The 24088-nt window shown below is 71.8% G+C and carries 18 protein-coding genes; 13 read left to right on the top strand and 5 right to left on the bottom strand.

What is annotated here, in order from left to right; translation table 11 throughout:
* The first annotated feature begins 12 nt into the window (after window positions 1-12).
* Window positions 13-1242 (top strand): ROK family transcriptional regulator, encoded by a 1230-nt coding sequence (locus F6X38_RS08690; protein ID WP_150969323.1) that lies wholly within the window; start codon window positions 13-15, stop codon window positions 1240-1242.
* On the opposite strand, the gene F6X38_RS08685 is transcribed toward F6X38_RS08690, so the two are convergent.
* The 5 genes from F6X38_RS08685 to tssH form a co-directional block, all read right to left on the bottom strand.
* Complete coding sequence (locus tag F6X38_RS08685; protein ID WP_150969322.1) at window positions 1211-2290, bottom strand: ROK family transcriptional regulator; 1080 nt, start codon at window positions 2288-2290, stop codon at window positions 1211-1213. The two genes, F6X38_RS08690 and F6X38_RS08685, sit on opposite strands and share 32 nt — an antisense overlap.
* Before the next feature lie 95 nt (window positions 2291-2385).
* Window positions 2386-3273, bottom strand: a complete 888-nt coding sequence (locus tag F6X38_RS08680; protein ID WP_150969321.1) for a hypothetical protein — start codon at window positions 3271-3273, stop codon at window positions 2386-2388.
* Window positions 3270-4307 (bottom strand): hypothetical protein, encoded by a 1038-nt coding sequence (locus F6X38_RS08675; RefSeq protein WP_150969320.1) that lies wholly within the window; start codon window positions 4305-4307, stop codon window positions 3270-3272. The genes F6X38_RS08680 and F6X38_RS08675 overlap by 4 nt, the downstream gene beginning before the upstream one ends.
* 92 nt (window positions 4308-4399) lie before the next feature.
* A complete protein-coding gene (locus tag F6X38_RS08670) occupies window positions 4400-4876 on the bottom strand; it encodes an Hcp family type VI secretion system effector (RefSeq protein ID WP_150969319.1) in 477 nt (158 codons plus the stop codon).
* Between the two features lie 45 nt (window positions 4877-4921).
* Complete coding sequence (tssH, locus tag F6X38_RS08665; RefSeq protein ID WP_150969318.1) at window positions 4922-7663, bottom strand: type VI secretion system ATPase TssH; 2742 nt, start codon at window positions 7661-7663, stop codon at window positions 4922-4924.
* Between the two features lie 235 nt (window positions 7664-7898).
* Here tssH and tssA point away from each other — a divergent pair, with 235 nt between their 5' ends.
* The 12 genes from tssA (at window position 7899) to tssM (ending at window position 24084) form a co-directional block, all read left to right on the top strand.
* Window positions 7899-8939, top strand: a complete 1041-nt coding sequence (tssA, locus tag F6X38_RS08660; protein ID WP_150969317.1) for a type VI secretion system protein TssA — start codon at window positions 7899-7901, stop codon at window positions 8937-8939.
* An 88-nt stretch (window positions 8940-9027) separates the two neighbouring features.
* Window positions 9028-9549: a type VI secretion system contractile sheath small subunit gene (tssB, locus tag F6X38_RS08655; RefSeq protein WP_150969316.1), complete on the top strand. Its 522-nt coding sequence runs from the start codon at window positions 9028-9030 to the stop codon at window positions 9547-9549.
* A gap of 31 nt (window positions 9550-9580) precedes the next feature.
* Entirely contained in the window at window positions 9581-11059 is a 1479-nt protein-coding gene (gene tssC / locus F6X38_RS08650) for a type VI secretion system contractile sheath large subunit (protein ID WP_150969315.1), read from the top strand.
* A gap of 16 nt (window positions 11060-11075) precedes the next feature.
* Window positions 11076-12488, top strand: coding sequence for a type VI secretion system contractile sheath large subunit (tssC, locus tag F6X38_RS08645; RefSeq protein WP_150969314.1), 1413 nt, complete (start codon window positions 11076-11078; stop codon window positions 12486-12488).
* On the top strand, window positions 12485-13315 hold the full coding sequence (locus F6X38_RS08640) for a type VI secretion system accessory protein TagJ (protein ID WP_150969313.1): 831 nt from the start codon (window positions 12485-12487) through the stop codon (window positions 13313-13315). The genes tssC (F6X38_RS08645) and F6X38_RS08640 overlap by 4 nt, the downstream gene beginning before the upstream one ends.
* On the top strand, window positions 13308-13808 hold the full coding sequence (tssE, locus tag F6X38_RS08635; RefSeq protein WP_150969312.1) for a type VI secretion system baseplate subunit TssE: 501 nt from the start codon (window positions 13308-13310) through the stop codon (window positions 13806-13808). The genes F6X38_RS08640 and tssE overlap by 8 nt, the downstream gene beginning before the upstream one ends.
* A complete protein-coding gene (gene tssF / locus F6X38_RS08630) occupies window positions 13801-15582 on the top strand; it encodes a type VI secretion system baseplate subunit TssF (RefSeq protein ID WP_150969311.1) in 1782 nt (593 codons plus the stop codon). Before tssE ends, tssF begins: the two co-directional genes overlap by 8 nt.
* Window positions 15579-16568, top strand: a complete 990-nt coding sequence (tssG, locus tag F6X38_RS08625; protein ID WP_150969310.1) for a type VI secretion system baseplate subunit TssG — start codon at window positions 15579-15581, stop codon at window positions 16566-16568. Before tssF ends, tssG begins: the two co-directional genes overlap by 4 nt.
* A gap of 13 nt (window positions 16569-16581) precedes the next feature.
* A complete protein-coding gene (locus F6X38_RS08620; RefSeq protein ID WP_150969309.1) occupies window positions 16582-17793 on the top strand; it encodes an FHA domain-containing protein in 1212 nt (403 codons plus the stop codon).
* The gene (gene tssK / locus F6X38_RS08615; RefSeq protein ID WP_150969308.1) at window positions 17790-19130 is read left to right on the top strand and encodes a type VI secretion system baseplate subunit TssK; all 1341 of its coding nucleotides are present in this window, start codon (window positions 17790-17792) and stop codon (window positions 19128-19130) included. Before F6X38_RS08620 ends, tssK begins: the two co-directional genes overlap by 4 nt.
* Window positions 19127-20596: a type VI secretion system protein TssL, long form gene (tssL, locus tag F6X38_RS08610; RefSeq protein ID WP_202617953.1), complete on the top strand. Its 1470-nt coding sequence runs from the start codon at window positions 19127-19129 to the stop codon at window positions 20594-20596. Before tssK ends, tssL begins: the two co-directional genes overlap by 4 nt.
* Complete coding sequence (gene tssM / locus F6X38_RS08605) at window positions 20593-24084, top strand: type VI secretion system membrane subunit TssM (protein WP_150969307.1); 3492 nt, start codon at window positions 20593-20595, stop codon at window positions 24082-24084. Before tssL ends, tssM begins: the two co-directional genes overlap by 4 nt.
* Window positions 24085-24088 lie beyond the last annotated feature (4 nt).

The raw sequence follows: 24088 nt of genomic DNA, 5'->3' as shown, positions 1-24088 counted from the left end.
AGCGCCGGACCCATGCGCGACCTTGCCGGCTCCAATTCCGAACTCGCCGCCGATCACAATCGCGGCGTCGTGCTCCGCGCGATCCACCGGCATCGACCGATCTCGCGCACCGAACTGGCGAAGCGCTCCGGTCTCACCAAGCAGGCGGTGGCGCGGATCGTCGAACGGTTGATCGACGAGGGGCTGGTGATCGAGGCGCGGCGGCGGCGCGGCGTGAAGGGCCAGCCGGCGATCGAGCTGGAGATCGATCCGGGCGGCGCCTCCGCGGTCGGCATCAGCCTCGCCCGCGACTACGTGACGGCGATCGCGGTCGACGCGGTCGGCAACGTGCGCGGCCGGGTGCATGCCGAGCGCCGCTTCATCCCGCCGGACGAGTTCTTCGAGTTCGTGGAAGGCACGCTCTCGACGTTCCGCCACCGCCGCGCCATCGATCCCGGCCGGATGGCCGGCATCGGCATCGCCGTGCCGGACTGGCTCGGCGAGATCCCCTTTCCCGGCATGACGGATGATTTCCGCCGCTGGTCGGGCACCGACATCCGCGGCCGGATGAGGCGGATCGCCGACCACCCCGTCTTCATCGAGAACGACGCGACCGCCGCCACGATCGGCGAGCTGAACTACGGCCTCGGCCTCGAAGCCCGCAACTTCTTCTACGTCTTCGTCGGCGCGGGCCTCGGCGGCGGCGTGGTGCTCGACGGCGTCTGCCATCACGGCACGAGCGGCCTCGCCGGCGAGATCGGCTGGCTCCCGACCGTCGGCCCGGCCGGTGCCGGCGGCGAGGCGCGGCCGCTCGGCCGCATCCTGTCGCTCTACGCGCTCTACGACCACCTCGCCGCGCATGGCCACCCCGTCGCGGAGCCGCAGGAGTTGCTGCGGCTCGATGAAACGGGCAGCGCGCTGGTCTCGGATTGGCTGCGCGCGGTCGCGGCACCCGTCGCGGAGGCTGCCGCGAATATCGGCCTGCTGCTCGATCCCGACGCGGTCATGGTCGGAGGCCGGCTGCCCGTCCGGCTGATCGACGAGCTGCTGCTCTACGTCCACGACATCCTGGTGCGCGAGGGCCGCGAGGCGCCGCCGATCCACCGGGCCGTCGGTTCGGAGGACGCCGCGGCGCGGGGAGCGGCCGCGATGCCGCTCGCCGATCTCCTGCGCCTCGACTCGCGCGATCCGAACCAGCGGCTGCGCTCGCCGCTCGGGTCGCGCGACGCCGTCACCGGCGCGGATCGGGCAGCAGCCGGCTGAAGAACGTCGCGGCGGCGGCCCCCATCGCCGCGCCGTCCTCGGCGAGCGTCGCGGGCGCGATCCAGGGCAGCCAGAACGGCTGCTCGGGATGGCCGACCCGCCGGGCGCGTTCCTCGTTCAGGCGGTCGGCGATCGCGGCGAGCACCGCTTCCGGCAGGCGTCCGCCGACGAACACGGCGGCGGGTCCAAGAAACCCGGCGACGGCGACGACGGCATCCATCAGAGGCAAGGCCGCGCGGTCGAGCCAAGCGCGCCAGCCGGCATCGAGGATACCCGGAGCGGCCTCGGCGAAGGGAAAACCCGGCATCGCCCCGGCGCCGGCCACGGCGTCGAGCGGACTGCCGTCCCCGTCGACATGCATCCGGCCGAGCCGCCCGGCGCGGCCCCGCACGCCGCGGAACAGCCGGCCTTCGATGACGAAGCCGGCCCGAACCGTGCGGTCGATGAAGACGGTAGCGAAGCTGCCGTCTTCCGGCATGCCGAAATGCAATTCGCCGAGCGAGGCGGCGTCGGTGTCGCGCAGGATGAACGTTTCCGGCGACGCGGCGAGCAGCGGCTCGAGACAGGGCATGGCGGATAGGGAAACGCCTTCGCCGAGCGCGACGCCGCAACCGGCGAGGCGATCCCTCTCGGTGCCGATGCAGGCGAGCACGGCATCCCGCAATTCCTCGACCTCCCGCCGGTCTTCGACGTCGAAGCGCCGGCGCAGCCTGACGCGGCCGCGAAGATCGACCACGACCGCGGTGGCGGCGCGCTCCCCCGGCAGATCGATGCCGAGCCCGAAGGCGGCGTTTTCCGCGAGACCGAAGCCCGCCGCGCGTCCGGCCCGTCCGGCCTTCGCGACGAGGCCTCCGGCGAGAAGCTGCTTCAGAATGTTGCCGACGCCGGGTTCGGACAATCCGGTCAGCCGCGCGAGGTCGGATCGGGCGAGCGGTCCCCCGCGGCGGATGGCTTCGAGCGTGATGCGCAGGTTGTGGTCGGCCGCCTGGACGAGGTTGCGGCCGGCGGTGCCGGCCTCTGCGGTCCTTCCAACGGCATCTGCCTTCATCCGAACCGCCGGCCGCTCCGCTTCACCGCTTCGTGGCAGTTAACCCCTGAGCGTCGATGGAGAAAGCGAAAACGTTCTCCGGCGGCCGGCGCTCGTCAGCCGCCCGGCGCGCCCTTGGCCGCCCGCAGGATCTCGGTCATCGCGGCACGGCCGTCCTTGTCGCTGCTTGCCGCAAAGGCCGCGACCAGGGCGTCGCGCTTGGCACGGCCGCCGTCGCTCTCGTAGAAGGCGAGGAGCGCCGCGACGTCCTCGGGCGCGAGCTGCGCCAAGGCCATCTCCCGGCGAAGCGTCGCCGTTTGCGCCGCCGGCCCGCGCTGGAACGGCGGTTCGTCGTCTTCTGGCGATGCTTCGCGCGTCGCTCGAAGCGAGTCCTCGACGATCGTCGCGATCCCGGCTTCCCCGGCGCGCCGCAACGGCTCGCGTTCCACCAGCGCGGTCCGAATCGCCCATTCGATCCGCTTGCCCGCCAGCGTCTGCTCGGAGGCGATGCCGGCGGCGGCGGTCAACGGTGCGAGCCGCTCGATCGCCGCCTTGTCGGGGCGCGCCGCATAGCGCGCCTCCATGTCCGGCCCCTCCGCCTCGATCCGCTCGGGGGAAAGCTTCTCCAGCGCGGCTTCGGCCGCGGCGAGCCGATCGGCCGCCGCCGAAAGCCCGGCGGGGGCTTCCGCGGCGCCCGTTCCGGCAAGCGCCGTGCGCTGGGCGGCAAGTGCCTTCGCAGCATCGAATGCGTTTGCGGGAACGCTCGGGAGCGGGTCGTCGGGCACGCCTTCGCGCGACCGGAGGCGAACGACGAAGCGGGCGACCTCGGTCGGCAGGTTCCCCATGTCAGCATAGGCCGCCTCGGGCCGCTCGATGCGGATCAGCAGCGTGTCGGCCGTATCGGCGCGCGCGGGAAGTGCGGCGACAAGCACCATTGCCGCCAGCAGCGCGCAGGGTCCCGCCGCGCGGCTCGGCCCGGCGGACGAGGGCGGCAGTTCGATCAAACCCGAACGTCCAGGAAGTTCTGGGGCCGCGTCTCGGTCGCGAGACGTTTCAGGGTATCCTCCGCCTTGCGCAGGTCCGCGGCCTTCTGCTGGGCCCGCCCGCCGGCTCGGCCGGAAACGTGGAACGGGCTCGAGTAGACGGCCCGGTGCAGTTCCTCGATGCGCCGGTCCACCGCGGAGCCGAGATCGCTGTAGGCGACGTAGGTTCCGGCCTCCGTACCCCACCAGCGCGACTGGCCGCCGGTGGCTTTCGGATACGCTTTGGCGTTCGGCGAGATTTCGATCGGGCTGCTCCTGCCGCCCGAGATGCCCGATTCGCCGGAGCCGAAATACTGCGCCGGCACTTCCTCCAGAGAATCGGATTCGAGCAGCGCCGCCATGTAGAACGACAACTCGATCTTGTCCGACAGCGGGCGCTCCCTGGTGGTGCCGCTCGGCGGGTTGGCGATCGGCGCCCGGAGCATCATCTCGAACAGGCTGTGCTTGCGTTGCTCGCTGAGGCTCGCGTCGTTTTCGATGCTCTCGGCCACCTTGTGCGCGCAGAGCTTGTAGTTGGTGAGGACCTGTTCCATCTTCGCGTGCTGCGCCGTCGGCGAAAGCGTCGCGAGGCTCGCGGTCGAGGTCACCGCGTTCTTCACCGCGTCCTGGGCTTCCTTCGTGAGCCGGGTGCGGACTTCGTCCAGCACCTTGCCGAGGGCGAAGACGACCGTCGGGTTGGTCGCGCCGGCATGAAGCACGGTGAAGGCGAGGTTCAGGTTGTAGCGGCAGATCATGCTGAGGGCGGCGCGGCTCGCGAGGGCTCGCAGCGAGGCCTGCCCGACCGTCGCCATCAGCACCGAGCCCGTCACGATCGAGGCGGCCGTCACGAAGAGTTCGGCGCGGGCGAGGTCGACCTTCTCCTGCTGCGCCTTGACCTGCTGGAACTTGTCGTGCGCGGCGGCGTAGGCGGCGATATAGGGCAGGCCGACATTGGCCCGCCATCCGTCGTAGCCGTCGTCGACCTTGTTGCGGAAGTTCTGGAGCCGGTCGGCCATCGGGGATCCTCGTGTCGGCGGATGGAGCGTTGAAGCCGGCACGGCCGGCGGCCCCCGCCGGCCGTGCCGGCGGGGTTGTGCGCGGTCGGTCCTCAGGCGGCCCTGGTGGTCGCCAGATCGTAGGAGGCGATGGTCGGCGACTGCGGCCGGTCCGACTCGTCGTAGGGGATGTACTTCACTTCGAGCTTGGTGAAGTTCAGCCGGATCGTCTCGACCGGGCGGTCGCCGTTGGAATCGATCGAGTAGTTCGCGATCAGCGTGTTGGTCAGCGTGTACTCGATATAGGTCTGCCCCGGGCTGCCGGTGGAGACGAGGTGGATCACGGCGCGCTTGCCGGAGCGGCCGGTGCAGGCCTCGCCGAACAGGCGCGTCGAGGACGAGTCGCTGATCTTGGTGAGCACGATTTCGGAAACGTTCGGCTCGGAGGCCTCGCGGTTCGCGGCCGAGCCCGCGGACGTCTTCATGTTGCGCGCGACGTTCCAGTGGATCGCCTCGATGTCCATCCACTTGCGGTGCTGCTCGTGCGTCGCATCGCCCTGGATTCCGTCGATTTGCAGGTAGATCGGCATGGGGAATCGTTCCTTATCTGTGGACCACTGGCCGCGGCTGGCGCGTCAGGAAGGCAGGCGCTGGCGCGCCGGTTCGACCGCCTGCCGGACGCCCTTGCGCGTCGCTTCGGCCTGCGGCGAGATCCGCCGGCGGGACCCGCGCGGCGAATGGGGGTGCGAGCGCGCCGGCAGCGGCGCGTCGGCGACGGTGAAGCCGGTGTCGCCCGCATGGTCGACGGCGACCGCCTTCGGCGTCCGCCCGTCCAGCATGGCTTCGAGGAAATGCGTCGACAGCGCCGGCAGGAGTTCGCGCGACACGAGGCCCTCGATGGCGCGCGCGCCGGTATGATCGAGCGCCGCGCCCTCCGCGAGATGCGCCCGGGCGGCGCCAGAGACTTGGAGGGCGCAGCCGGCATAGGCCGTCGACACCCGCTCGGCGAGCCGTCCGATCTGGATCGCCGCGATCGCCTCGAAGGCCTCGCGACCCAGCGGCAGGAACGGCAGGAGCGTGGTGCGGCCGAGGAAGGCCGGCTTGAACTGCGCGAGGAGCGCGTCCTGCAGCAGGGCCGGCAGCGCGTCGGCGCCGGGCATCGTGTCGGGGTCGGCGGCCAGCGCTTCCAGCACCTCCGACCCGGTATTCGCGGTCATCAGCACGGTGGTGTTGCGGAAGTCGATGTCCCGCCCCTCGCCGTCGCGCAAGGATCCCTTATCGAAGAGCTGGTAGAAGATGTCCTGGACGCCGGGATGCGCCTTGTCGATCTCGTCGAGGAGGAGGACGCCGTAGGGCCGCCGCCGCACCGCTTCCGTCAGGACGCCGCCCTCGCCGAAGCCGACATAGCCGGGAGGCGAGCCGAGGAGCGTCGAGACCTTATGCTCCTCCTTGAACTCCGACATGTTGATGACGGTGAGGTGCTGCGGGCCGCCGTAGAGGAGATCGGCCAGCGCCAGCGCCGTTTCGGTCTTGCCGACGCCGGAGGTGCCGACCATCAGGAACACGCCCGGCGGCCGGCGCGGATCGGCGAGGCCGGCGCGCGACACGCGCATCGCCTCCGCCAGCACGCCGAGCGCGTGCGGCTGGCCGACGACGCGCTCGCCGAGGCGCCCAGCCAGGGTGTTCACCGTCGCGATGCCGTCGGCGAGGAGCCGCCCGACCGGCACGCCCGTCCAGCGCGACACGAGGGCGGCTATGGCTTCGGCATCGACGACGCGGTGCACCAGCGGCTCGCCGTTCCGCACCGCCTTCGCGAACTTCGCCTCGACGGCGGCGAGTTCGCGCCGCGCCGCCGCGTCGGACGAGTCCGCCTCGACCCGTGCCTCCAGCGCGTCGGCGTCGGCGGCGAGCGCCCGTTCGGTCTCGAACCGCTCGCGTAGCGCGGCGCTTTCGGTCTCGATCGACGCACGCCGCGCCGCGATGGCCGCGAGGCGTGCCTCGATCGCCTCGGTGCGCGGCTCGCGCGCCAGGCGCGCCGCCTCGGTCGCCAGGAGCTCGATCTCGCGGGAAAGGCTCGCCAGCGCCGCCGGTTCGCTCTCACGCCCGAAGGCGACGGAGGACGCAGCGGTGTCGATGAGGCTCACCGCCTTGTCGGGAAGCTGGCGCGCCGGGATGTAGCGGGCCGACAACCGCACCGCCGCGGCGAGCGCCTCGTCGCGGATGCGCACGCCGTGATGCGCCTGGAAGAGGTCGACGACGCCGCGCAGCATCCGCACGGCCGCTGCCTCGTCTGGCTCGCCGACAGCCACGGTCTGGAACCGCCGGGTCAACGCCGGGTCGCGCTCGATATGGCGCTTGTATTCGCTCCAGGTGGTCGCCGCGATGGTGCGCAGCTCGCCCCGCGCCAGCGCGGGTTTCAGGATGTTGGCGGCGTCCCCCTGCCCCGGCTGATTGCCGGCGCCGACGAGGCCGTGCGCCTCGTCGATGAACAGGATGATCGGCAGCGCCGAGGCCTTCACCGCGTCGACGACGCCGGTCAGGCGGCGCTCGAACTCGCCCTTCACGCCGGCCCCGGCCTGGAGCAGGCTGAGGTCGAGCCGAAGGAGGCGCGTGCCCTTCAGCTTCTCCGGCAGCGCGCCGGCCTCGATCGCGAGCGCGAAGGCTTCCGCCACCGCGGTCTTGCCGACGCCCGCCTCGCCGACGAGGATCGGGTTGTTCTGGCGGCGGCGGAGCAGGATGTCGATCACCTGCCGCAGTTCGTCGTCGCGGCCGACGACGCGGTCGATCCGCCCGGCCCGCGCGTCCGCCGTCATGTCCTGCGTGTAGAGGCGGAGGAAGTCTTCCGTCGGTCCCGGCGCGCCCTGCCGTTGCCCGGTCTCCACCGAATGGCGACCGGGTTCCGGCGCGGCCTCGGCGGTGCGGCCGGCTTCCGCCAGCCAGGTTTCCAGTCCGGCGGCGCTCGCCTCGCGCAGCGACGGGGCGACGGCACGGCTCAAGGACCGGAGCGAAGCCTCGGCCGTCATCGCGGCGAGGAGATCGCCGGCGAGGATGCGCGGCCGATTGTGCTGCAGCGAGGCCGAAACCCAGGCTTCCCGCGCGAGGAGCACAAGCGTCGGCGAAAAGGCCGGCGTGCCGCCCTGGCCGCGCCGGAGGTCCGCCACCGCCGCCGCGGTTTCGCGCCGGTAGCCGTCCGCCGGCACGCCCACCGCATCGAGCACGTCGCGGAAGGCGGCCGTCTCTCCCAACGCCTGCATCCAGTGCGCGAGCTCGACGCTGTCGTGGGAGTTCCGGACGGCGGCGGCGGCGGCGGCCTCCAGACTCACGCGGCACTCGGCGGACAATCGCGCAATCAGGTGGTGCAGATCGACAACGGGCATTCAACCCCCAGGGCTCGTCAGTCGGGCGTAAGGGTTTCGGTCAAAATACGGCATAAAAATGGCATTCGAAATTTATTCTCGAACGTTGCAAATACATCTTGCGCGTCCGAATGAACATATGCCAGACCTTCCGCGACGTTTCCTGAAACTGATTGATTATCCACTGAGCAACAAGCCGGTCGTTCTTAGATATATTGCAGCATTGTGACGGCATGGCACGCAGGCAGGGTTTTGAATGGATCCAAAGAGCGCCGATACTATAGTGCTCACTGATTTCATCACGGAAGGTCGTCCGACGGGCGTGAACCTGCGGACCGATCCGGTGCATCGCGAGCTCTACTACCGGCTGAAGGATGCCCGCTCGGCGGCGCGCGGCGCCGAGCGCTCCGTCGTGCCCGGCGAGCCGATGCGCCTCGCCTCGGCCTGGAGCGATGTGCGCGCCCTTGCCGTCCAGGCGCTCACCGAAGTGACGAAGGACGTCGAGGTGCTGGCCTGGCTGGCCGAGGCCGAACTTCGCATCGGCCGGTTCGCCGGGCTGGCGCGGGTCTTCGACGCCGCCGCCGTCCTGGTCGAGGCCTCGTGGGACGAGATGCATTCGATCGACGGCGACGGGCCCGAGGACAAGGCGGCGCCCTTCGCGGGCCTCAACGGCGTCGGCGGCGAGGGCACGCTGATCCAGCCGATCCGGCTCTGTCCGCTGGTGCCGGACGCGCACTTCTTCGAGTTGAGCCTTTGGGACTACCAGGTGGCGCAGCGGGACGGCAGCGGCCGGCTGCGGGACGCCGTGGCGGACGCCGGCCGCGACGCGATGGCGACGCATCTGGAAACGGTGCGGGCGTGCCAGGCGGCCTTCGCGCGCCTCACCCAAGCTCTTGACCGGCGATGCGGCCCGCATTCGCCGCCCTCCTCGAACACCCGCGCCGTCCTGGAAGAGGTCCGGGCGGCGATCAGCGACGTCGCGCAACTCTCCGATGCGGTCGAAGAGGTCGCGCCGGCCGCTGCGGCCGGCACGAACGGCAAGGCGTCGCCGGCCAACGCCGTCGCGCGGCGCGGCGAGATCGCGTCCCGCGAGGAGGCCTTCCAGCGGCTTCTCGAGGTCGCGGCCTATTTCCGCCGGACCGAGCCGCACTCGCCGCTGTCGTCCTCGATCGAAACGCTCGTCGCCCGCGGCCGCATGGATTTCCTGCGGCTGCTCGAGGAGCTCCTGCCGGATCCGCACGTCCGGCGCACCGTCCTCGCCTCCGCCGGCATCCAGCCGCAGGGCGAGATGCACTGAAGCTGAAGGCGAAGAGAAACCATCCCTCCCCGGAAGTCACCGCTTCGACGAAGCTTCGAAACGACTTCCCCAGCCGAAGGAACACGACATGGAAAGCGTCCACGACAAGCTCGAACGGGTCCGCAAGCCCCGCGTCCACATCAAGTACGAAGTCGAGACCGAAGGCGCGATGGTCGAGAAGGAGCTGCCCTTCGTGGTGGGCGTCCTCGGCGACTTCTCGGGCAACCCGACGCAACCGCTGAAACCCTTCGGCGAGCGCAAGTTCGTCCAGATCGACCGCGACAACTTCGACGAGGTGATGCGCCGCATGACGCCGGGCCTCACCCTCGCCGTCGAGAACACCCTCGCCGACGACGGCACGGACCTGCCGGTCTCCTTGAAGTTCGAGAGCCTCGACGACTTCGAGCCGGCCGCGGTCGCCAACCAGGTGCCGGCGCTGAAGAAGCTCCTCGACGCCCGCAACCAGCTCCGCGACCTGATGGCCAAGGCCGACCGCTCGGAGGAGCTGGAGAACCTCCTGGAGCGCATCCTCCAGAGCGAGGCCGACATGAAGTCGCTCGTGGACGAGCTGAACGCCAAGGTCGCGGCCCAGCGCCCGACCGTCAACTGACCCGACCGACCTTCGCGGGAGATACCAAGCGATGAGCAACCAGACGCAAGCTCGCAGCGAAGCGGTCGTTCTCGACCAGCACGCCCCGCTGCTCGACCAGGTGATCGGCGCGACGCGCCAGACCGAGCCGGACCGGACGCAGGACCTCCTGCGCACCCTCACCGACGAGGCGCTGAAGGGCACCGTCACCTACAACCGCAACCTGACGATCACCCTCAACGAGGCGATCGCCGCGCTCGACGCGCAGATCTCGCGCCAGCTCGCCGCGATCACGCAGTCGCCGGAATTCACCAAGCTGGAAGGCGCCTGGCGCGGCCTCCATCACCTCGTCTCGAACACCGAGACGAGCTCGAACCTGAAGATCCGCGTCCTCAACGCCACGAAGCGCGACCTGTCGCGCGACCTGTCGAAGGCGGTTGAGTTCGACCAGTCGCGGCTGTTCAAGGCGATCTACGAGGACGAGTTCGGCACGCCTGGCGGCGAGCCGATCGGCGCCATCGTCGGCGACTACGAGTTCGACAACTCCTTCGAGGACGTGCAGCTCCTGCAAGGGCTGTCGTCGGTGTCGGCCGCCGCCTTCGCGCCGTTGATCTCGGCCGCGAGTCCGAAGCTCTTCGGCTTCGAGGACTTCCGCGAGCTCGCCCGGCCGCGCGACCTCGAGAAGATCTTTGAGACAGCCGAATACGTGAAGTGGCGTTCGTTCCGCGATTCCGAGGACTCGCGCTTCGTGACGCTGGCGCTGCCGCGCGTCCTCGCCCGCCTGCCCTACGGGCCGGACACGGTGCGGGTCGACGAGTTCAACTTCGACGAGACGGTCGGGCGGCCGAACGGGCAGTTGCCGCACGAGCGCTACTGCTGGATGAACGCGGCCTACGTGCTCGGGGCGCGCCTCACCGCGGCCTTCGCCCGGAACGGCTGGTGCACCGCGATCCGGGGCGCTGAGAACGGCGGCAAGGTCGAGGACCTGCCGATGCACGTCTTCCAGAGCGACGACGGCGATCTCGACCTGAAGTGCCCGAGCGAGATCGGCATCACCGACCGGCGCGACGCCGAGCTCGGCAAGCTCGGCTTCCTGCCGCTCTGCCATTACAAGAACACCGACTACGCCGTGTTCTTCGGCGCGCAGACCGCACACAAGGCGAAGAAGTACGACCGGCCGGAGGCGACGGCGAACGCCGCCATCTCGGCGCGCCTTCCCTACATGATGGCGACCTCGCGCTTCGCCCACTACCTGAAGGTGATGGGCCGCGACAAGATCGGCTCCTTCATGGAGGCCGAGGACTGCGAGGCCTGGCTGAACCGCTGGATCGCGGGCTACGTCAACGCCAACGAGACGGCCGGCGAGGAGATGCGGGCGAAGTTCCCGCTGCGCGACGCCAAGGTGACCGTGCAGGAGGTCGCCGGCCGGCCCGGCTCCTACAACGCGGTGGCGTGGCTGCGGCCCTGGCTCCAGATGGAAGAGCTGACCACCTCGTTGCGCATGGTCGCGCGCATCCCGGAAAAGAGCTGATCGGCCGGGAGCCGCGATGCTGGAAAGCCATGCAACCGAGGGCGCGGCCGCCGAGACGGCAGCCGCGGCCCGCCGCGCCGCGCTGCTGGCGAAGGGCGATCGCCTCCTCGCGGCGATCGACCGCGCGGTCGCGCGCCAGACGAGCCGCATCCTGCACCATCCCGACTTCCAGGCGATGGAAGCGCGCTGGCGCGGGCTGACGCTGCTCCTCCGCGCGGCCGGCAACGCGCCGGACGTGAAGGTCAGGATCCTCGACGCCGACTGGCCGGAGCTCTCGCGCTCGATGGAGCGTTCGGCCGAGTTCGACCAGTCGCGCCTGTTCGACCTCGTCTACAACGAGGAGTTCGGCATGGCGGGCGGCGAGCCCTTCGGCCTTCTCGTCGGCGACTACGCGCTGTCGCACCGGCCCGGGCCGCGCGGCGAGGACCCGGTCGGCACGCTCGGCGCGGTGGCCTCGGTCGCCGCCGCGGCCTTCTGCCCCTTCGTCGCGGGTGCCTCGCCCGAGCTGCTCGGCCTTCGCGACTTCGCCGACCTCGATCGGCTGCCCGACGTCTCGAAGGCGCTGCTCGACCCGGCACTGGAGCGCTGGCGGCGGCTCCGGACCCGCGAGGACACGCGCTTCGTCGGGCTCGTCGCGCCGCGCATCCTGCTCCGCGGCCCGCACGCACCCGCCACACGGCGGCGCGTCGATGGCTTCGGCTTCAGCGAGGACGGCGCGGCGGCGGACGGCCTCCTCTGGGGCAACGGGGCCTTCGGCTTCGCGGCGCTGGCGATCGGCCGCTTCCGCGAGTCCGGCTGGTTCGCCGACATGCGCGGCGCGCCGCAGGACGAGGACGGCGGCGGCCTCGTGCCGGCGCTCGGCCCCTTCGATCTCGGGCTGGAAAGCGCCGGCCTCGCCGAACAGCCGGCGGTGGAGGTGCGCTTCACCGGCGCGCAGGAGCAGGCGATCAGCGAGGAAGGCCTGATCCCCGCCGCGACGACGTACCTGTCCAGCCGCGTCGTCTTCAATTCGAACCCGTCGCTGCACCGGCCCCAGGCTTACGACAGCCCGCATGCCGACCAGAACGCGAGGCTCGCCGCCATGCTGCAATACGTTCTCTGCGCCTCGCGCTTCGCGCATTACCTCAAGGTGATCCTGCGCGACGAGCTCGGCCGGCTCGCCGACGCAGGCTCGGTCCGCGAGCGGATCGAGACTTGGCTCGCCGGCTACACGCTCGGCAACGACGACGCGAGCCCGGCGCTGCGCACCCGCCATCCCTTGCGCCTCGCGGCGGTGGAGGTCGAGGAGCTGCGCGGCCGGCCGGGCGCCTATAGCTGCCAGGTCCGCCTCCAGCCGCATTTCCAGCTCGACGACGTGTCGACCAGCTTCCACCTCGTCGCCGAGACCCTGCCGGCCGGTGCCGGCGCAACCGCGAGGGCCGTCGCATGAGCGCCGCATCGAACCAGACGGCCGGCGAGGTCGCGGCGCTCCTTGAGCGTGACGACCTCGGCGGAGCCGTCAAGGCGGCCGGCGAGCGGCTGCGGGCGAGCCCGAACCGCGACGACCTCCGCCTCGCGCTGGTCGACCTTCTGATCCTTTCCGGCGATCTCGACCGGGCGGACAAGGTCGCGGCGCTCGGCGCGACCATCCGGCCTGCGAACGCGGTCGGCATCACGCTGCTGCGGGGCGTGATCCAGGGCCTGATGGCGCGCCGCGCCTGGCTCTCCACCGGCGCGCTGCCCGCCTTCCCGAACGGACCGACGACGCGCGACCAGGCGGCGGTGCGGCTGCAGCTTGCGCTGAACGAGGGCGACGGCGAGGCGGCCCGCGCCGCGCTGGCCGAGATCGACGCCGCGCCGGCCGGAACGGACTTCGAATGGAACGGCGAGCCCGTCGCCGGTTCCTTGCGCGACCTCGACGACCGCCTGCCCCACGCCTTCGAGGCGGTAACGAGCGGTGGCGCCTATCTCTGGATCGACTTCGAGCGTGTCCGGGGCGTCGAGTTCGCGCCCGTCGCGCGGCCGCGCGACCTCGCGCTCCGCCGCGCACGGATCGAGCTTCGCGACGGCGCGGCGGCCGACGTCTTCGTGCCGGCGATCTATCCGGAAGGGCCTGGCGAAGCGGACGACGCGCTGCGCCTCGGCCGGCGTACCGACTGGGCGGAAGCGCCGGGCGGCCTCGCGCTCGGGCGCGGCCAGCGCTCCCTCCTCGTCGGCGAGGAAAGCCGGACGCTGCTCAACGCCTCGCGCATCTCCTTCGGAGGCGGCGATGCCTGATCCGCTGGAGCGCTTCCGCCCGACGAGCGAGACGCTGGCGCGCTCGGTGCTCGACCGCCTGCTCGACGCCGATCCGGACCTCGCCGCCGATCCGCGCCGCACCATCGGCGCGCAGGTCGAGGGCTTGCGCGAGGCGCTGCGCCGCGACATCGAGATCCTGCTCAATACGCGCTGCCGGCCGGACACGCCGCCGGACGGTCTCGCGGACTCGCTGCTCGGCTACGGCGTCGACGGCTTCTTCGCGACGAGCCTCGTCACCGACGAGCAGAGCCGACGCTTCGCCCGCGGCATCGAGGCGCGCATCCGCCGCTTCGAGCCACGGCTCGAAGCCGTGAGCGTTTCCGTGCTGCCGGCGCGGGTTCCGGCGCAGCGCTCGCTGCGGCTCCGGATCGAGGCGATGCACCGCCTGCAGCCCGGCATGCCGCCGATCTCGTTCGAGACCGCCGTCGATCCCTCGACGCAGCGCATCCGCGTGGAGGCCGCGCATGGCTAGCGTCGGCGGCTTCCTGCAGCGCTACTCCGAAGAGCTCGGCAGCCTTCGCCGCCGCGCCGCACGCTTCGCCGAGGCCAATCCGAAGATCGCCGGGCGCCTCCGCCTTTCCGGCGATGCGGCGGACGATCCGCATGTCGAGCGCATCGTGCAGAGCTTCGCCTATGTCGCGGCGCGGGTGCGCACCAAGCTCGACGACGAGTTCCCGGAACTGACCTCCGGCATGCTGGAAGCGCTCTACCCGCACTATCTCGCGCCGGTCCCCTCGATGACGGTGATACGGCTCGACCCGCCCGCCGGCCTCGACGCCGTGCAGCGCGTGCCGCGCGGTTCAAGCATCGCGGCCGAAGCGGTGGAAGGCGAGCGCTGCCGCTTCCGCACCACGCAGGACGTCGCGGTCGCGCCGGTGCGGATCGAGGCCGCGACGCTCGCGAGCCGGCCGGTGGAAGCGCCGCCCGCGTCGCTCTGCCCGGATCCCGCCGCGGTCCTGCGCCTCGCCGTCCGCCCGCTCGACGCGACGAAGCCGGCCGGCAAGGTAGGCATTCGTTCGCTGCGCTTCTTCGTCGCCGCGCCGTGGCGCGAGGCGACGGCGATCCACGAGCTGATCCTGAACCACACGAAGGCGATCGCGCTCGCCCGCCATGCCGGCGATGCCGAGGCGACGATCCTGCCCCCTTCGCGCCTGAAGCCCGTCGGCTTCGAGGACGCGGAGGGGATGCTGCCCTATCCGCCGTCGAGCTTCGTCGGCTACCGCCTTCTCACCGAGTTCTTCGCCCTGCCGCAGAAGTTCCTGTTCTTCGAGATCGACGGGCTGGAAAGTTGGGACAGCAGCCGGCTGGAGATCTTCCTCTACTTCGACGAGGCGCGCACCGACTTGGAGCGGGCGGTCGGCCCGCGGACCTTCGTGCTCGGCGCGACGCCCGCGGTGAACCTCTTTCCCCAGCGCGCCGAGCCGATCGCCGTCGACGGCACGCGCACCGACTATCCCTTGGTGCCGGACGCCCGTCGTCACGCGACGCGCGAGGTCTACGGCGTCACCTCCGTCACCGTCACGGACGGGCGGAACGGCGGCCCGGCGCGGCGCTTCTTCGAGGAGGGCGGCGCCGGCGGCGCGCCGGCCTGGCACCTTCGCCGCACGACCGACCCGGCGGACGGCACCGGCGAGGTCTCGATCGGCTTCGCCGAGCGCACGGGAGGTCTCGAACCCGGCCCCGATCTCGTGGCGGGGGTCGAGACGCTTTCGTTCAATCGCGACCTGCCCGAGCGCCTGCCCTATGGCGGCGGCCATCCGCGTCTCGAACTCGTCGACGACGCGGCCGGCCTCGCTTCCGTCGAGGCGATCGGCGCGATGACGCCGGTGCTCCGGATCGAGGACGACGACGAGCGGCGCTGGCGGCTCGTCTCGCACCTCAACCTCAACCACCTGTCGCTCGCCGACGGCACGGGCGCGGCGCTGAAGAGCCTCTTGCGGCTCTACGCGATCGGCGATCGCCGCGAGAGCGGCCTGCTGATCGACGCGATCTCAGGGCTGCGCTCCGCGCCGGCGACGGCGCGCCTCCACGGCGGCGGCATGGTGGCGGGCACCGACCTGACGCTCGTCTTCGACCCCGCGCAGATCGACCGCGGCGCGGCCTATCTCTTCGGCTCCGTCCTCGACCGCTTCTTCGGCCTCTACGCCTCGATGAACAGCTTCACCCGGCTGACGGCGGAGTTCCGCGGCCGCGACGGCATCATCGCCGCTTGGCCGGCGCGCGCCGGCGCGAGGCCGCTCCTGTGAGCGCGCTCCTGAAGGACGAGCCGGAGGCAACGGCCGACGCGCTGGTGGAACGGCTCCTCGCCGAGCCGCACCAGTTCGAGGCGTCGACCGCGCTGCGCGTCGCGGAACGCTCCGGCTTGGCCGTCGACGTCGAGGCCGACGCCAGCCTGGCGCTGGCGCCCGCCGCGATCTCGCAAGCGAAGCGTGGCGCGAACGGGCGGCTGGCGCTGCGCACGCCCCTGTCCGGTCTCGTCGGCGCCTTCGGCGCGCTGCCGCCGGCCTATACGGAAATCCTCCTCGGCGAGCGCCGCCGCCGGTCGAAGAGCCTCGCGGCCTTCCTCGATCTCTTCGGCGACCGCTTGTTCCGCCTCTTCGCCGCCTCGCTGGAGAAGTACCGGCTGGCGCGCCTCGTGCGCTGGGAAGGCGTCGGCGGCGGCAACCGCATTGCCGGCGCGCTGCTGGCGCTGGCCGGCCTTCGGACCGAACGGCTGCGCGACCTCAACCGGGCGGTCGGCGACGAGGCCGTGCTGCGCCATGCCGGCTTCTTCGCCAACAGGACGCGCAACGCCGCCTCGCTCGCGGCGATGCTTTCCGCCGACAGCGGCCTTCCCGTCGCGGTGGAGCAGTTCCGCGGCCGCTGGCTCTCCGTCGCCCCGGCCGAACAGACGCGGCTCGGCGGAGGCGCGCGGCTCGGGGTCGACGCGATGGCCGGCGCGAAGATCAAGGACCATTCCGGCGCGTTCCGCGTCGCGATCGGCCCGGTCGGCTACCTCGACTACCTGTCGCTGGAGCCGCGCTCGCCGCGGATCGAGCGGCTGATCGCCCTCGCCCGCCTCTATGCCGGTCCGGGCCTCGCCTTCGACGTGCAGGTGATTCTCCGGAAGGGGGACGTGCCGGAATGCCGTCTCGGCGATCCGGCGCATCCGGCGAAGCTCGGCTGGAACACCTGGGCGCGCTCCCTGCCCTTGTCCGAAGACAGCGGCGACGCCGTGATCCCCGCCCGCTGACCGGAGGCCCTTCATGCGACTGAAGCTCGTTTCCCGCAATTCCACCGTCGCCGATGCCGGCCGGAACTTCCGCGTCCTCGAAGGCGGCGGCGAGCTGACGCTCGGGCGCGGCCGCGAATGCGGCTGGCGCATCGCCGACGCGCCCCCGGCGATGGGCGCGGTCGAGGCCCGCGTCTTCCGCGACGGCCGGGGCTGGCGCCTGCGCGACGAAGGGATGAACGGCGTCACCGTCGACGGCGCGACGCTGGTGGAAGGGCAGAGCACGGAGCTTCGCGACGGCTCGACGGTGAGCTTCTGCGGCTTCCGCTTCACGGCCGAGATCACCGGCGTCGCGGAACCCGACTGGACCGATCCCGATCCGGGCCTGCGTTTCGGCGACGACGCGCCGAGCATCACCGCCATCCTCGCCGACGTCGCGCCGACCGGCGGCACGGCGCGCGGACCGCTTCCCGGCCGTTTCGGCGACCTCGCGCTGGAGGAGATCGGCCGCCGGCCACCGCAGGAGGAGCGCGAGCCGGTGCCGGTCGGCTGGCAGGGACCGCCTGACACGGCCTTCGTGCCGGCCCGCATCCCCGACGACTGGAACACGGCATCCCCGACCGCCAGCCATGCCGAGCACATGACGGCGACGAGCGCGCGGATGCGCCTGCCGCAGGCCGCCGGCGAGCGGGAACGTGACGCGGCCCCTGTCCTTCCGGACGTGAATGGACCCGATGCGGACGCGCTGATCGCGGCCTTCCTCGAAGGCGCGCGCTTCGCGGTGCCGGCGACGGAGGGAGCCGGCGATCCCGTGCGCTTCATGCGGCGGATAGGCGAGGAGATGCGGACGCTGGCCGACGGCGTCGCGGCGCTGGAGACGATCGCGGCGGACTTCCTCGACGGCCTCGCCGCCACCGGCCGGCCGCGGGCGGATGCGACCCGGCCGCTGGCCGAGCGCATGGGGGCCTGCGTCGAGGCGCAGCGCCGCATCCTCGGCGCGGTGGAAACCGTCGCGGAAGCGGCAGCGCGCGAGTTCGATCCGCGCGCCATCGAAGCGAAGGCCGACGAGAAGGCCGCCGCGCTCGGCCCGCTCGCCCTCGGGGCGAAGCTGCTGCCGGGACAGGCGGAGCGCGGCTACTGGCGCGCCTATCGCGACGCCTGCGGCCCGGCCGGGGGCGGCTTCTTCGCCGCCCGCCTCGCCGCCGCGCTCGGATCGGACGACACGACCGGAGGAGACGCCCGATGAGGCACGAGAACCGCGTCGCCTGGAGCGAGGGCATGTTCCTGCGCGTCCAGCATTTCCAGCAGGCCGACCGCTGGACGGAGCGCCTCGTGCGCAACGCCGTGCGCGACACGCGCCCCTACCCCTGGGGCGTGACCGACATCGTCGTCGACCGCGAGGCGCTGAAGATCGGCCGCTTTGCGCTCTCCGCCGTCCGCGCCATCCTGCCGGACGGGACGCTGGTGGAAGCGCCGGGCGACGCCGACCTGCCGCCGCCGATCGATCTGCCGCCGAATCTCCGAGACGCCGTGGTCTTCCTAGCGCTTCCCGTCCGCCAGCCCGGCCGCGCCGACATGGCGACGAACGGCGGCGCCGGCGCGCCGAGCGTCCGGATCGTCGCCGCGCCCTTCGAGGCGCCGGACGCGAATGTCGAGACCGACTTCATCGCGCCGATCGAGGTCGGGCGGCTGAAGCTCCGCCACCTCGTCAGCGGCGACGAGCTCGCCGGCTTCGAGCGCGTCGGCCTCGCCCGCGTCCTCGAAGTCCGGCCCGACATGGCGGTGATCCTCGACCCGGACTACGTGCCGCCCTCGATGAACTGCGGTGCGGACGGGCCTCTGCAGCGCCTGCTCGTTGAACTCCTCGGCATCCTGCGCCACCGCGCCGAGGCCGTCGCCGAGCGGATCGGCGACCCGACCGTGCGGGGCACGGCGGAGGTCGGCGACTTCCTCCTGCTCCAGACGCTGAACCGCGTCGAGCCGCTCTTCGCCCATCTGGTCGACAACGCCGCGGTGATCCACCCGGAGGATTTCCACCGCGCGGCGATCCAGCTCGCGGGCGAGCTTTCGACCTTCACCAAGCCCGACAAGCGCGCCGCGCGGTTTCCCGCCTACCGGCACGACGACCTGCAGGCCACCTTCGCAGCGGTGTTCGAGGATTTGCGCGCCTCGCTCTCGGCCGTCCTCGAACAGGCTGCGGTGCAGGTTCCGCTAGAGGAGCGGCGCTTCGGCGTGCGCGTCGGCACGATCAACGACCGCACTCTCCTGCGCGACACCGGCTTCGTCCTCGCCGTCCGCGCCGACATGGCGGCCGAGGCGCTGCGCCGCTCGCTGCCGAACCAGATCAAGGTCGGCCCGGTGGAGCGGATCGCCGAGCTCGTCAACGTCGCGCTGCCCGGCATTCCGGTGCGCCCGCTGCCGGTCCTGCCGCGCCAGCTCCCGTACCGCACCGGCACGGTCTACTTCGAGCTGGATACCGCCGCGCCCTTGTGGAAGCAGCTCGACACGTCGGGGGCGATCGCCCTCCACCTGTCGGGTGAGTTCCCCGGCATCGAACTCGAACTGTGGGCTCTGAAGGGATGAGCGAGACCCTGACCCGCCCCGCCGCCGAGAACGACGACCGGTTCGCAGCGGACAACCGCGTCGCGGCCGGCATCGCCGAGGTGTTCGACGACATCGCGCCGGTACGCGCCGACGCATCCGGCGAAGCCGCGCAGGTCGCCGCCTGGGCGCCGGAGAACTTCCTGAAGGACTTCCGCATCGCCGGCGATGACGTGCCGGCGATGGTGGCGAGCGCCGCGCCGCTCCTGAACCTCGCCCACGCGCTGCGCCATCGAACCGACGGGCCGGACATCGCGGCTTTCCGCGACGCCACGCTCGCCGCCGTGAAGGCCTTCGAGCGCGACCTCGCGGGCGCCCGCATCGCGCCGGACCGGGCGCGCGCGGCGCACTACGTCGTCTGCGCGACGGTCGACGACGTCGTGCTGTCGCAGCCCTGGGGGGTTTCCGGCGGCTGGGCGAAGTCCGGCCTCGTCTCGACCTTCCACATGGACGTCACCGGCGGCGACCGGGTGTTCGACCTCCTCGAGCACTTCCACCGCAATCCCGGCGCGAACCGCGACATCCTCCTTCTCATCTATCTCTGCCTGTCGCTCGCCTTCGAGGGCCGCACCCGCGTCTCACCGCGCGGCTCGCTCGAACTCGGGCAAATCCGCGACGGTCTCTACCGCACGCTGCGCGGCCAGTTCGGCGCCTTCGAGCGCGAGCTCTCGCCGCACTGGCGCGGCCTCGCCGCCCGGCACAAGCCGCTGCGCACCGCCAACGCGCTCTGGCTGATGCTGGGGCTCGCCGTCCTGGCGCTGGCGCTCGGCTACCTCCTGTTCCTCCAGTCGCTGAACCGCGTCTCCGACGCGACGCTGGCGACGCTGGCCGGGCTCGGCCCGACCGACGCGCCGAGCCTCCTCGCCGTCGCCGAGCCGCCGAAGCCGCCGGAGACCCAGCCCGTTCCGGCCGTGACGCAGCCGGCGGCGACAGTGCCGGCCGAGCCCCCGAAGCCGACGCCGTTCGAAACCTTCGCCGGCTTCTTGAAACCGGAGACCGACGCCGGCACGGTGCGTCTCCAGCCGGAACGCGACGGCGTCCTCGTGCGCCTCTCGAACAAGGGCCTATTCGACACCGGCAGCGCCGAGGTGAAGCCGGAGTTCCGCGAACTCCTGAACAAGATCGGCGGCGCTCTCTCCGCCGACGCGATGAAGGCGGTCGTCATCGGCCACACCGACAACGTGCCGATCCGCACGGCGCAGTATCCGTCGAACTGGCACCTGTCGCAGGCGCGCGCCAAGGCGGTGGCCGACGTGCTCGCCGGCTTCGCCGGCCGGGACGCGGTCGCCTACGAAGGCCGCGCCGAGACGCAGCCGATCGCCGACAACGGCACCGACGAGGGCCGCGAGGCCAACCGGCGCACCGAGATCTTCGTCGCCGGGCCATCGGGCGCGGGGGCGTTCCCGGCGGCGACGCGAGCGACCGGTGAGGCGGGAGAGACGCGATGAATCCGCTCAACCTCTATTACACGCTCCGCGCCTACGTCGATTCCTATGCGGGGATCCTCGGGCGGCGCTTCCTCGCGCTGGTCTGGCTGATCGCGCTCGCGATCATCATCTGGTTCTACGGCTCCTATGTCGGCTTCGGCTCGTTCCAGCCGCTGGCCCCGGAGAAGAACCGGCTGATCGCCATCGGCGTCGTCTTCGTCGGCTGGCTCGGCTGGGTGATCTGGAGCTGGTTCCGCCGCGACCGCGCCGACAAGGCGATGATCGACGCCGTCGCCGGCGACGGCGAGCGCCAGGCCGCCGCCGAAGCCAGAGCCGAGGTCGACGTGCTGCGCGGCCGCCTGAAGGAGGCGATGGCGCTGCTCCGCAAGGTCGTGCGCCGCCGCTTCGGCACGGTCTACGAGCTGCCCTGGTATCTCGTGATGGGCGCGCCGGGCTCCGGCAAGACGACCAGCATCGTCAATTCGGGTCTGAAGTTCCCGCTCGGCGAAGGGCTCGGAGCCGAGCCGGTCCGCGGCGTCGGTGGCACGCGCAACTGCAACTGGTGGTTCGCCGAGGAGGCGATCCTCATCGACACCGCCGGCCGCTACACGACGCAAGGCGATGCGCGAGGGCTCGACAAGGCCGGCTGGCACGGCTTCCTGAAGCTCCTGCGCAAGCACCGCCGCGCCCAGCCGCTGAACGGCGTCGTGGTGACGCTGTCGATCGCCGACCTCCTCGACCGCGACCCGGACGAGCAGCTCGCCGAGGTCCGCGCCGTCCGCCAGCGCCTGTCGGAGATGGACGAGGTCTTCGCGGCGCGCGTGCCGGTCTATCTCGTCCTCACCAAGGCCGACCTCCTCGACGGCTTCGTGCCGTTCTTCGACGGGCTGGCACGGACGGAGCGCGAGCAGGTCTGGGGCATGACCTTCGATCTGCCGCTCAGCCAAACCGGGACGGAGGTGCCGGACGCCTTCGTTTCCGAGTTCGAGCTCCTGCGCGGCCGGGTCGGGGCGATGCTGATGGAACGGTTGCAGCAGGAGCCGGACATCGAGGAGCGCGGCCGGATCTTCCGCCTGCCGGCCCAGCTCGCGCGGCTGCGCGACCCGATGCGCGAGGTGCTGACCGAACTCTGCTCCGGCTCGAAGCTCGTTTCCGCGCCGCTGGTGCGCGGCGTCTACCTGGCGTCCGGCACGCAGGGGCTGGAAGACATGCCGGTCCCCGTCACGGCGGCGGCCGGACGATCGGCCCGCACTCTCAAGCGTTCCTACTTCCTGTCGCGCCTCTTCGCCGGCGTGATCTTCGAGGAAGCCGCGCTCGTCGCCCGCGACAAGCGGCTGACGGGCCGGCGGCTGATGCTGCGCCGCGTGGCGGCGGGCGCCGCGGCCTGCGCGGTGGCGCTGGTGTTCGCCGGCTGGACGGCCGCCTTCCTCCACAATCGCGCTGCGATAAACGAAGCCGACGCCGCCAGCGCGCGCTACGCGGCGCTCGCCAAGGACATCCCGGTGCGGAACGTCGCCGACGAGGAGTTCCTCCGCGTCCTCCCCGCGCTCGATGCGCTGCGGCAGGCGGAAGCCGGCTTCGAAGCCACGCGCGCCCTGCCGATCGACTTCGGCCTCGACCAGCGCGAGAAGATCGCCGGCAATCACCGCCTCGCCTATGCGCGGGCGCTGAACGCGCTGCTCCTGCCGCGCCTGATGGTGCATCTCCAGAACGAGCTGCGCCGCGCCGACCGCCCGGCCGGCGAGACCTTCGACACCCTGAAGCTCTACGCCATGCTCGGCGGCCTCGGCCCGGTCGACCCGGACTACGCCGCGAACCGGGCGGCGAGGATCTTCGCGGCGCTCTATCCCGGCGACGGGAATACCGGAACGCGCGAAGCGCTGACCGCGCATGTCGAGGCCATGGTGGAGCGGCCGATCGCGCCGATCCAGCCGGACGCGCGGCTCGTCGCCGACGCCCGCGCCAAGGTGCGCGGCATCCAGCCGGCGGAGCGGGTGCTCGACGTCCTGGCCGCCCGTCCGGAAGTCGCCGCCCTGCCGGCCTGGCGGCCGGCGGATGCCGCCGGCGTCGTCGGCTCGCCGGCCTTCGCGCGCCGCTCGGGCGCGGCGATGAGCGACGGCGTCGAGGGCCTCTACACGAAGAACGGCTTCCAGGCGGCGGTGCTGCTGGGGATCGGCTCGGCGGCGGAGGCGGTCGCGAAGGAATACTGGGTGCGGGGCGAGCCCGCCGCCGCGGCGCCCGCCCCTTACGATGTCGCGAAGGCCGCGACGCAGCTCTACTTTGCAAGATTCGAGGAGACGTGGCGGACGACGCTCGCCGATATCGAGGTGCGGCCAGCCCCCGATCTTGCCGGCATGACCGAGACCGCGCGGCTCCTTGCCGCCGAGCCGCGGCCGATCGAGGCGCTGGCGAGGTCGGTCGCCGACGCGACCGACCTGCGCGCCGTGCCGCTGGCGCTGCCGGCGGAGGCCTCGCTGGGTTCGTTCGTAACGTCGGCGAACGCCGCTCCTGCGGGCCTGCCGTTCGACGCGAGCACCGTGCCGGACCCCTACGCGGATCTGCGCGAAGCGCTCGTCGCGCCGAAGGACGGCAAGTCGCGGATCGAGGCGATCGCGCCGCTGGTCGACGGCCTCTACGGGCAACTGTCGCGGGCCACCTCCTCCTCGGCCGAGGTCGCGCAGATCTTCGACGTCGACGGCCAGCTCGTCGCCGCCAACCAGGCGCTCCTCGCCGAAACGCGGCGGCTGCCGGAGCCGGTCGGCCGCTGGACGGGGAGCCTCGCCGCCGGCGTCGACGCCTTGGCGGTGAAGACGGCGCGCAACTCGCTCGACGCCGCGTGGCAGGGCGACGGCGCGAAGGTCTGCCAGGCCGCGATCGCCGGACGCTACCCGTTCGACCGCAACACCGACCGCGACGTCGCGATGGACGACTTCATCCGCGTCTTCGGGCCGAACGGCACCTTCGAGAAGTTCGAGGCGCGGCTCGCGCCCTTCGTCGACAGGACCGGCGGCGAATGGCGCTGGAAGGGTGCGCTCGGCACCGGCGGCCTGCGCGACGAGGCGCTGGACTCGTTCGAGCTCGCCGGCCGCATCCGGCAGGCCTTCTTCCCCTCCGGCGAGAAGCCGGCGATCCGGCTCGACATCACGCCGGTCTCGCTGGCCGATGCCGCGAACGCCGTGGTGCTGGAGATCGACGGTTCGCGCGTCGTCTATTTCCACGGGCCGATCCAGCCGAAATCGATCACCTGGCCGGCCACCACCGGCGACAGCAGCCTGGCGCGCGTCGTGTTCCAGCCGGGCGGCTGGGAAAAGGCACTGTCGCGCGGCGGGCCCTGGTCGGCGCTGCGTCTCTTCGACGAGGCGCGCATCAAGCAGGAAGGCCCGGACCGGTTCCGCGCGACCTTCGACGCGAGCGGCGCCAGCGCGGCGTTCAACGTGCAGGTCGGCTCGATCATCAACCCGTTCGCCACCGGCGCGCTGTCGCGCTTCCGCTGCCCGACGCGGCTCTGACCGC

This window comes from Plantimonas leprariae, from assembly GCF_008802405.1.
GTDB lineage: Bacteria > Pseudomonadota > Alphaproteobacteria > Rhizobiales > Rhizobiaceae > Plantimonas > Plantimonas leprariae.
This window is presented reverse-complemented; position numbering and strand designations above follow the sequence as displayed.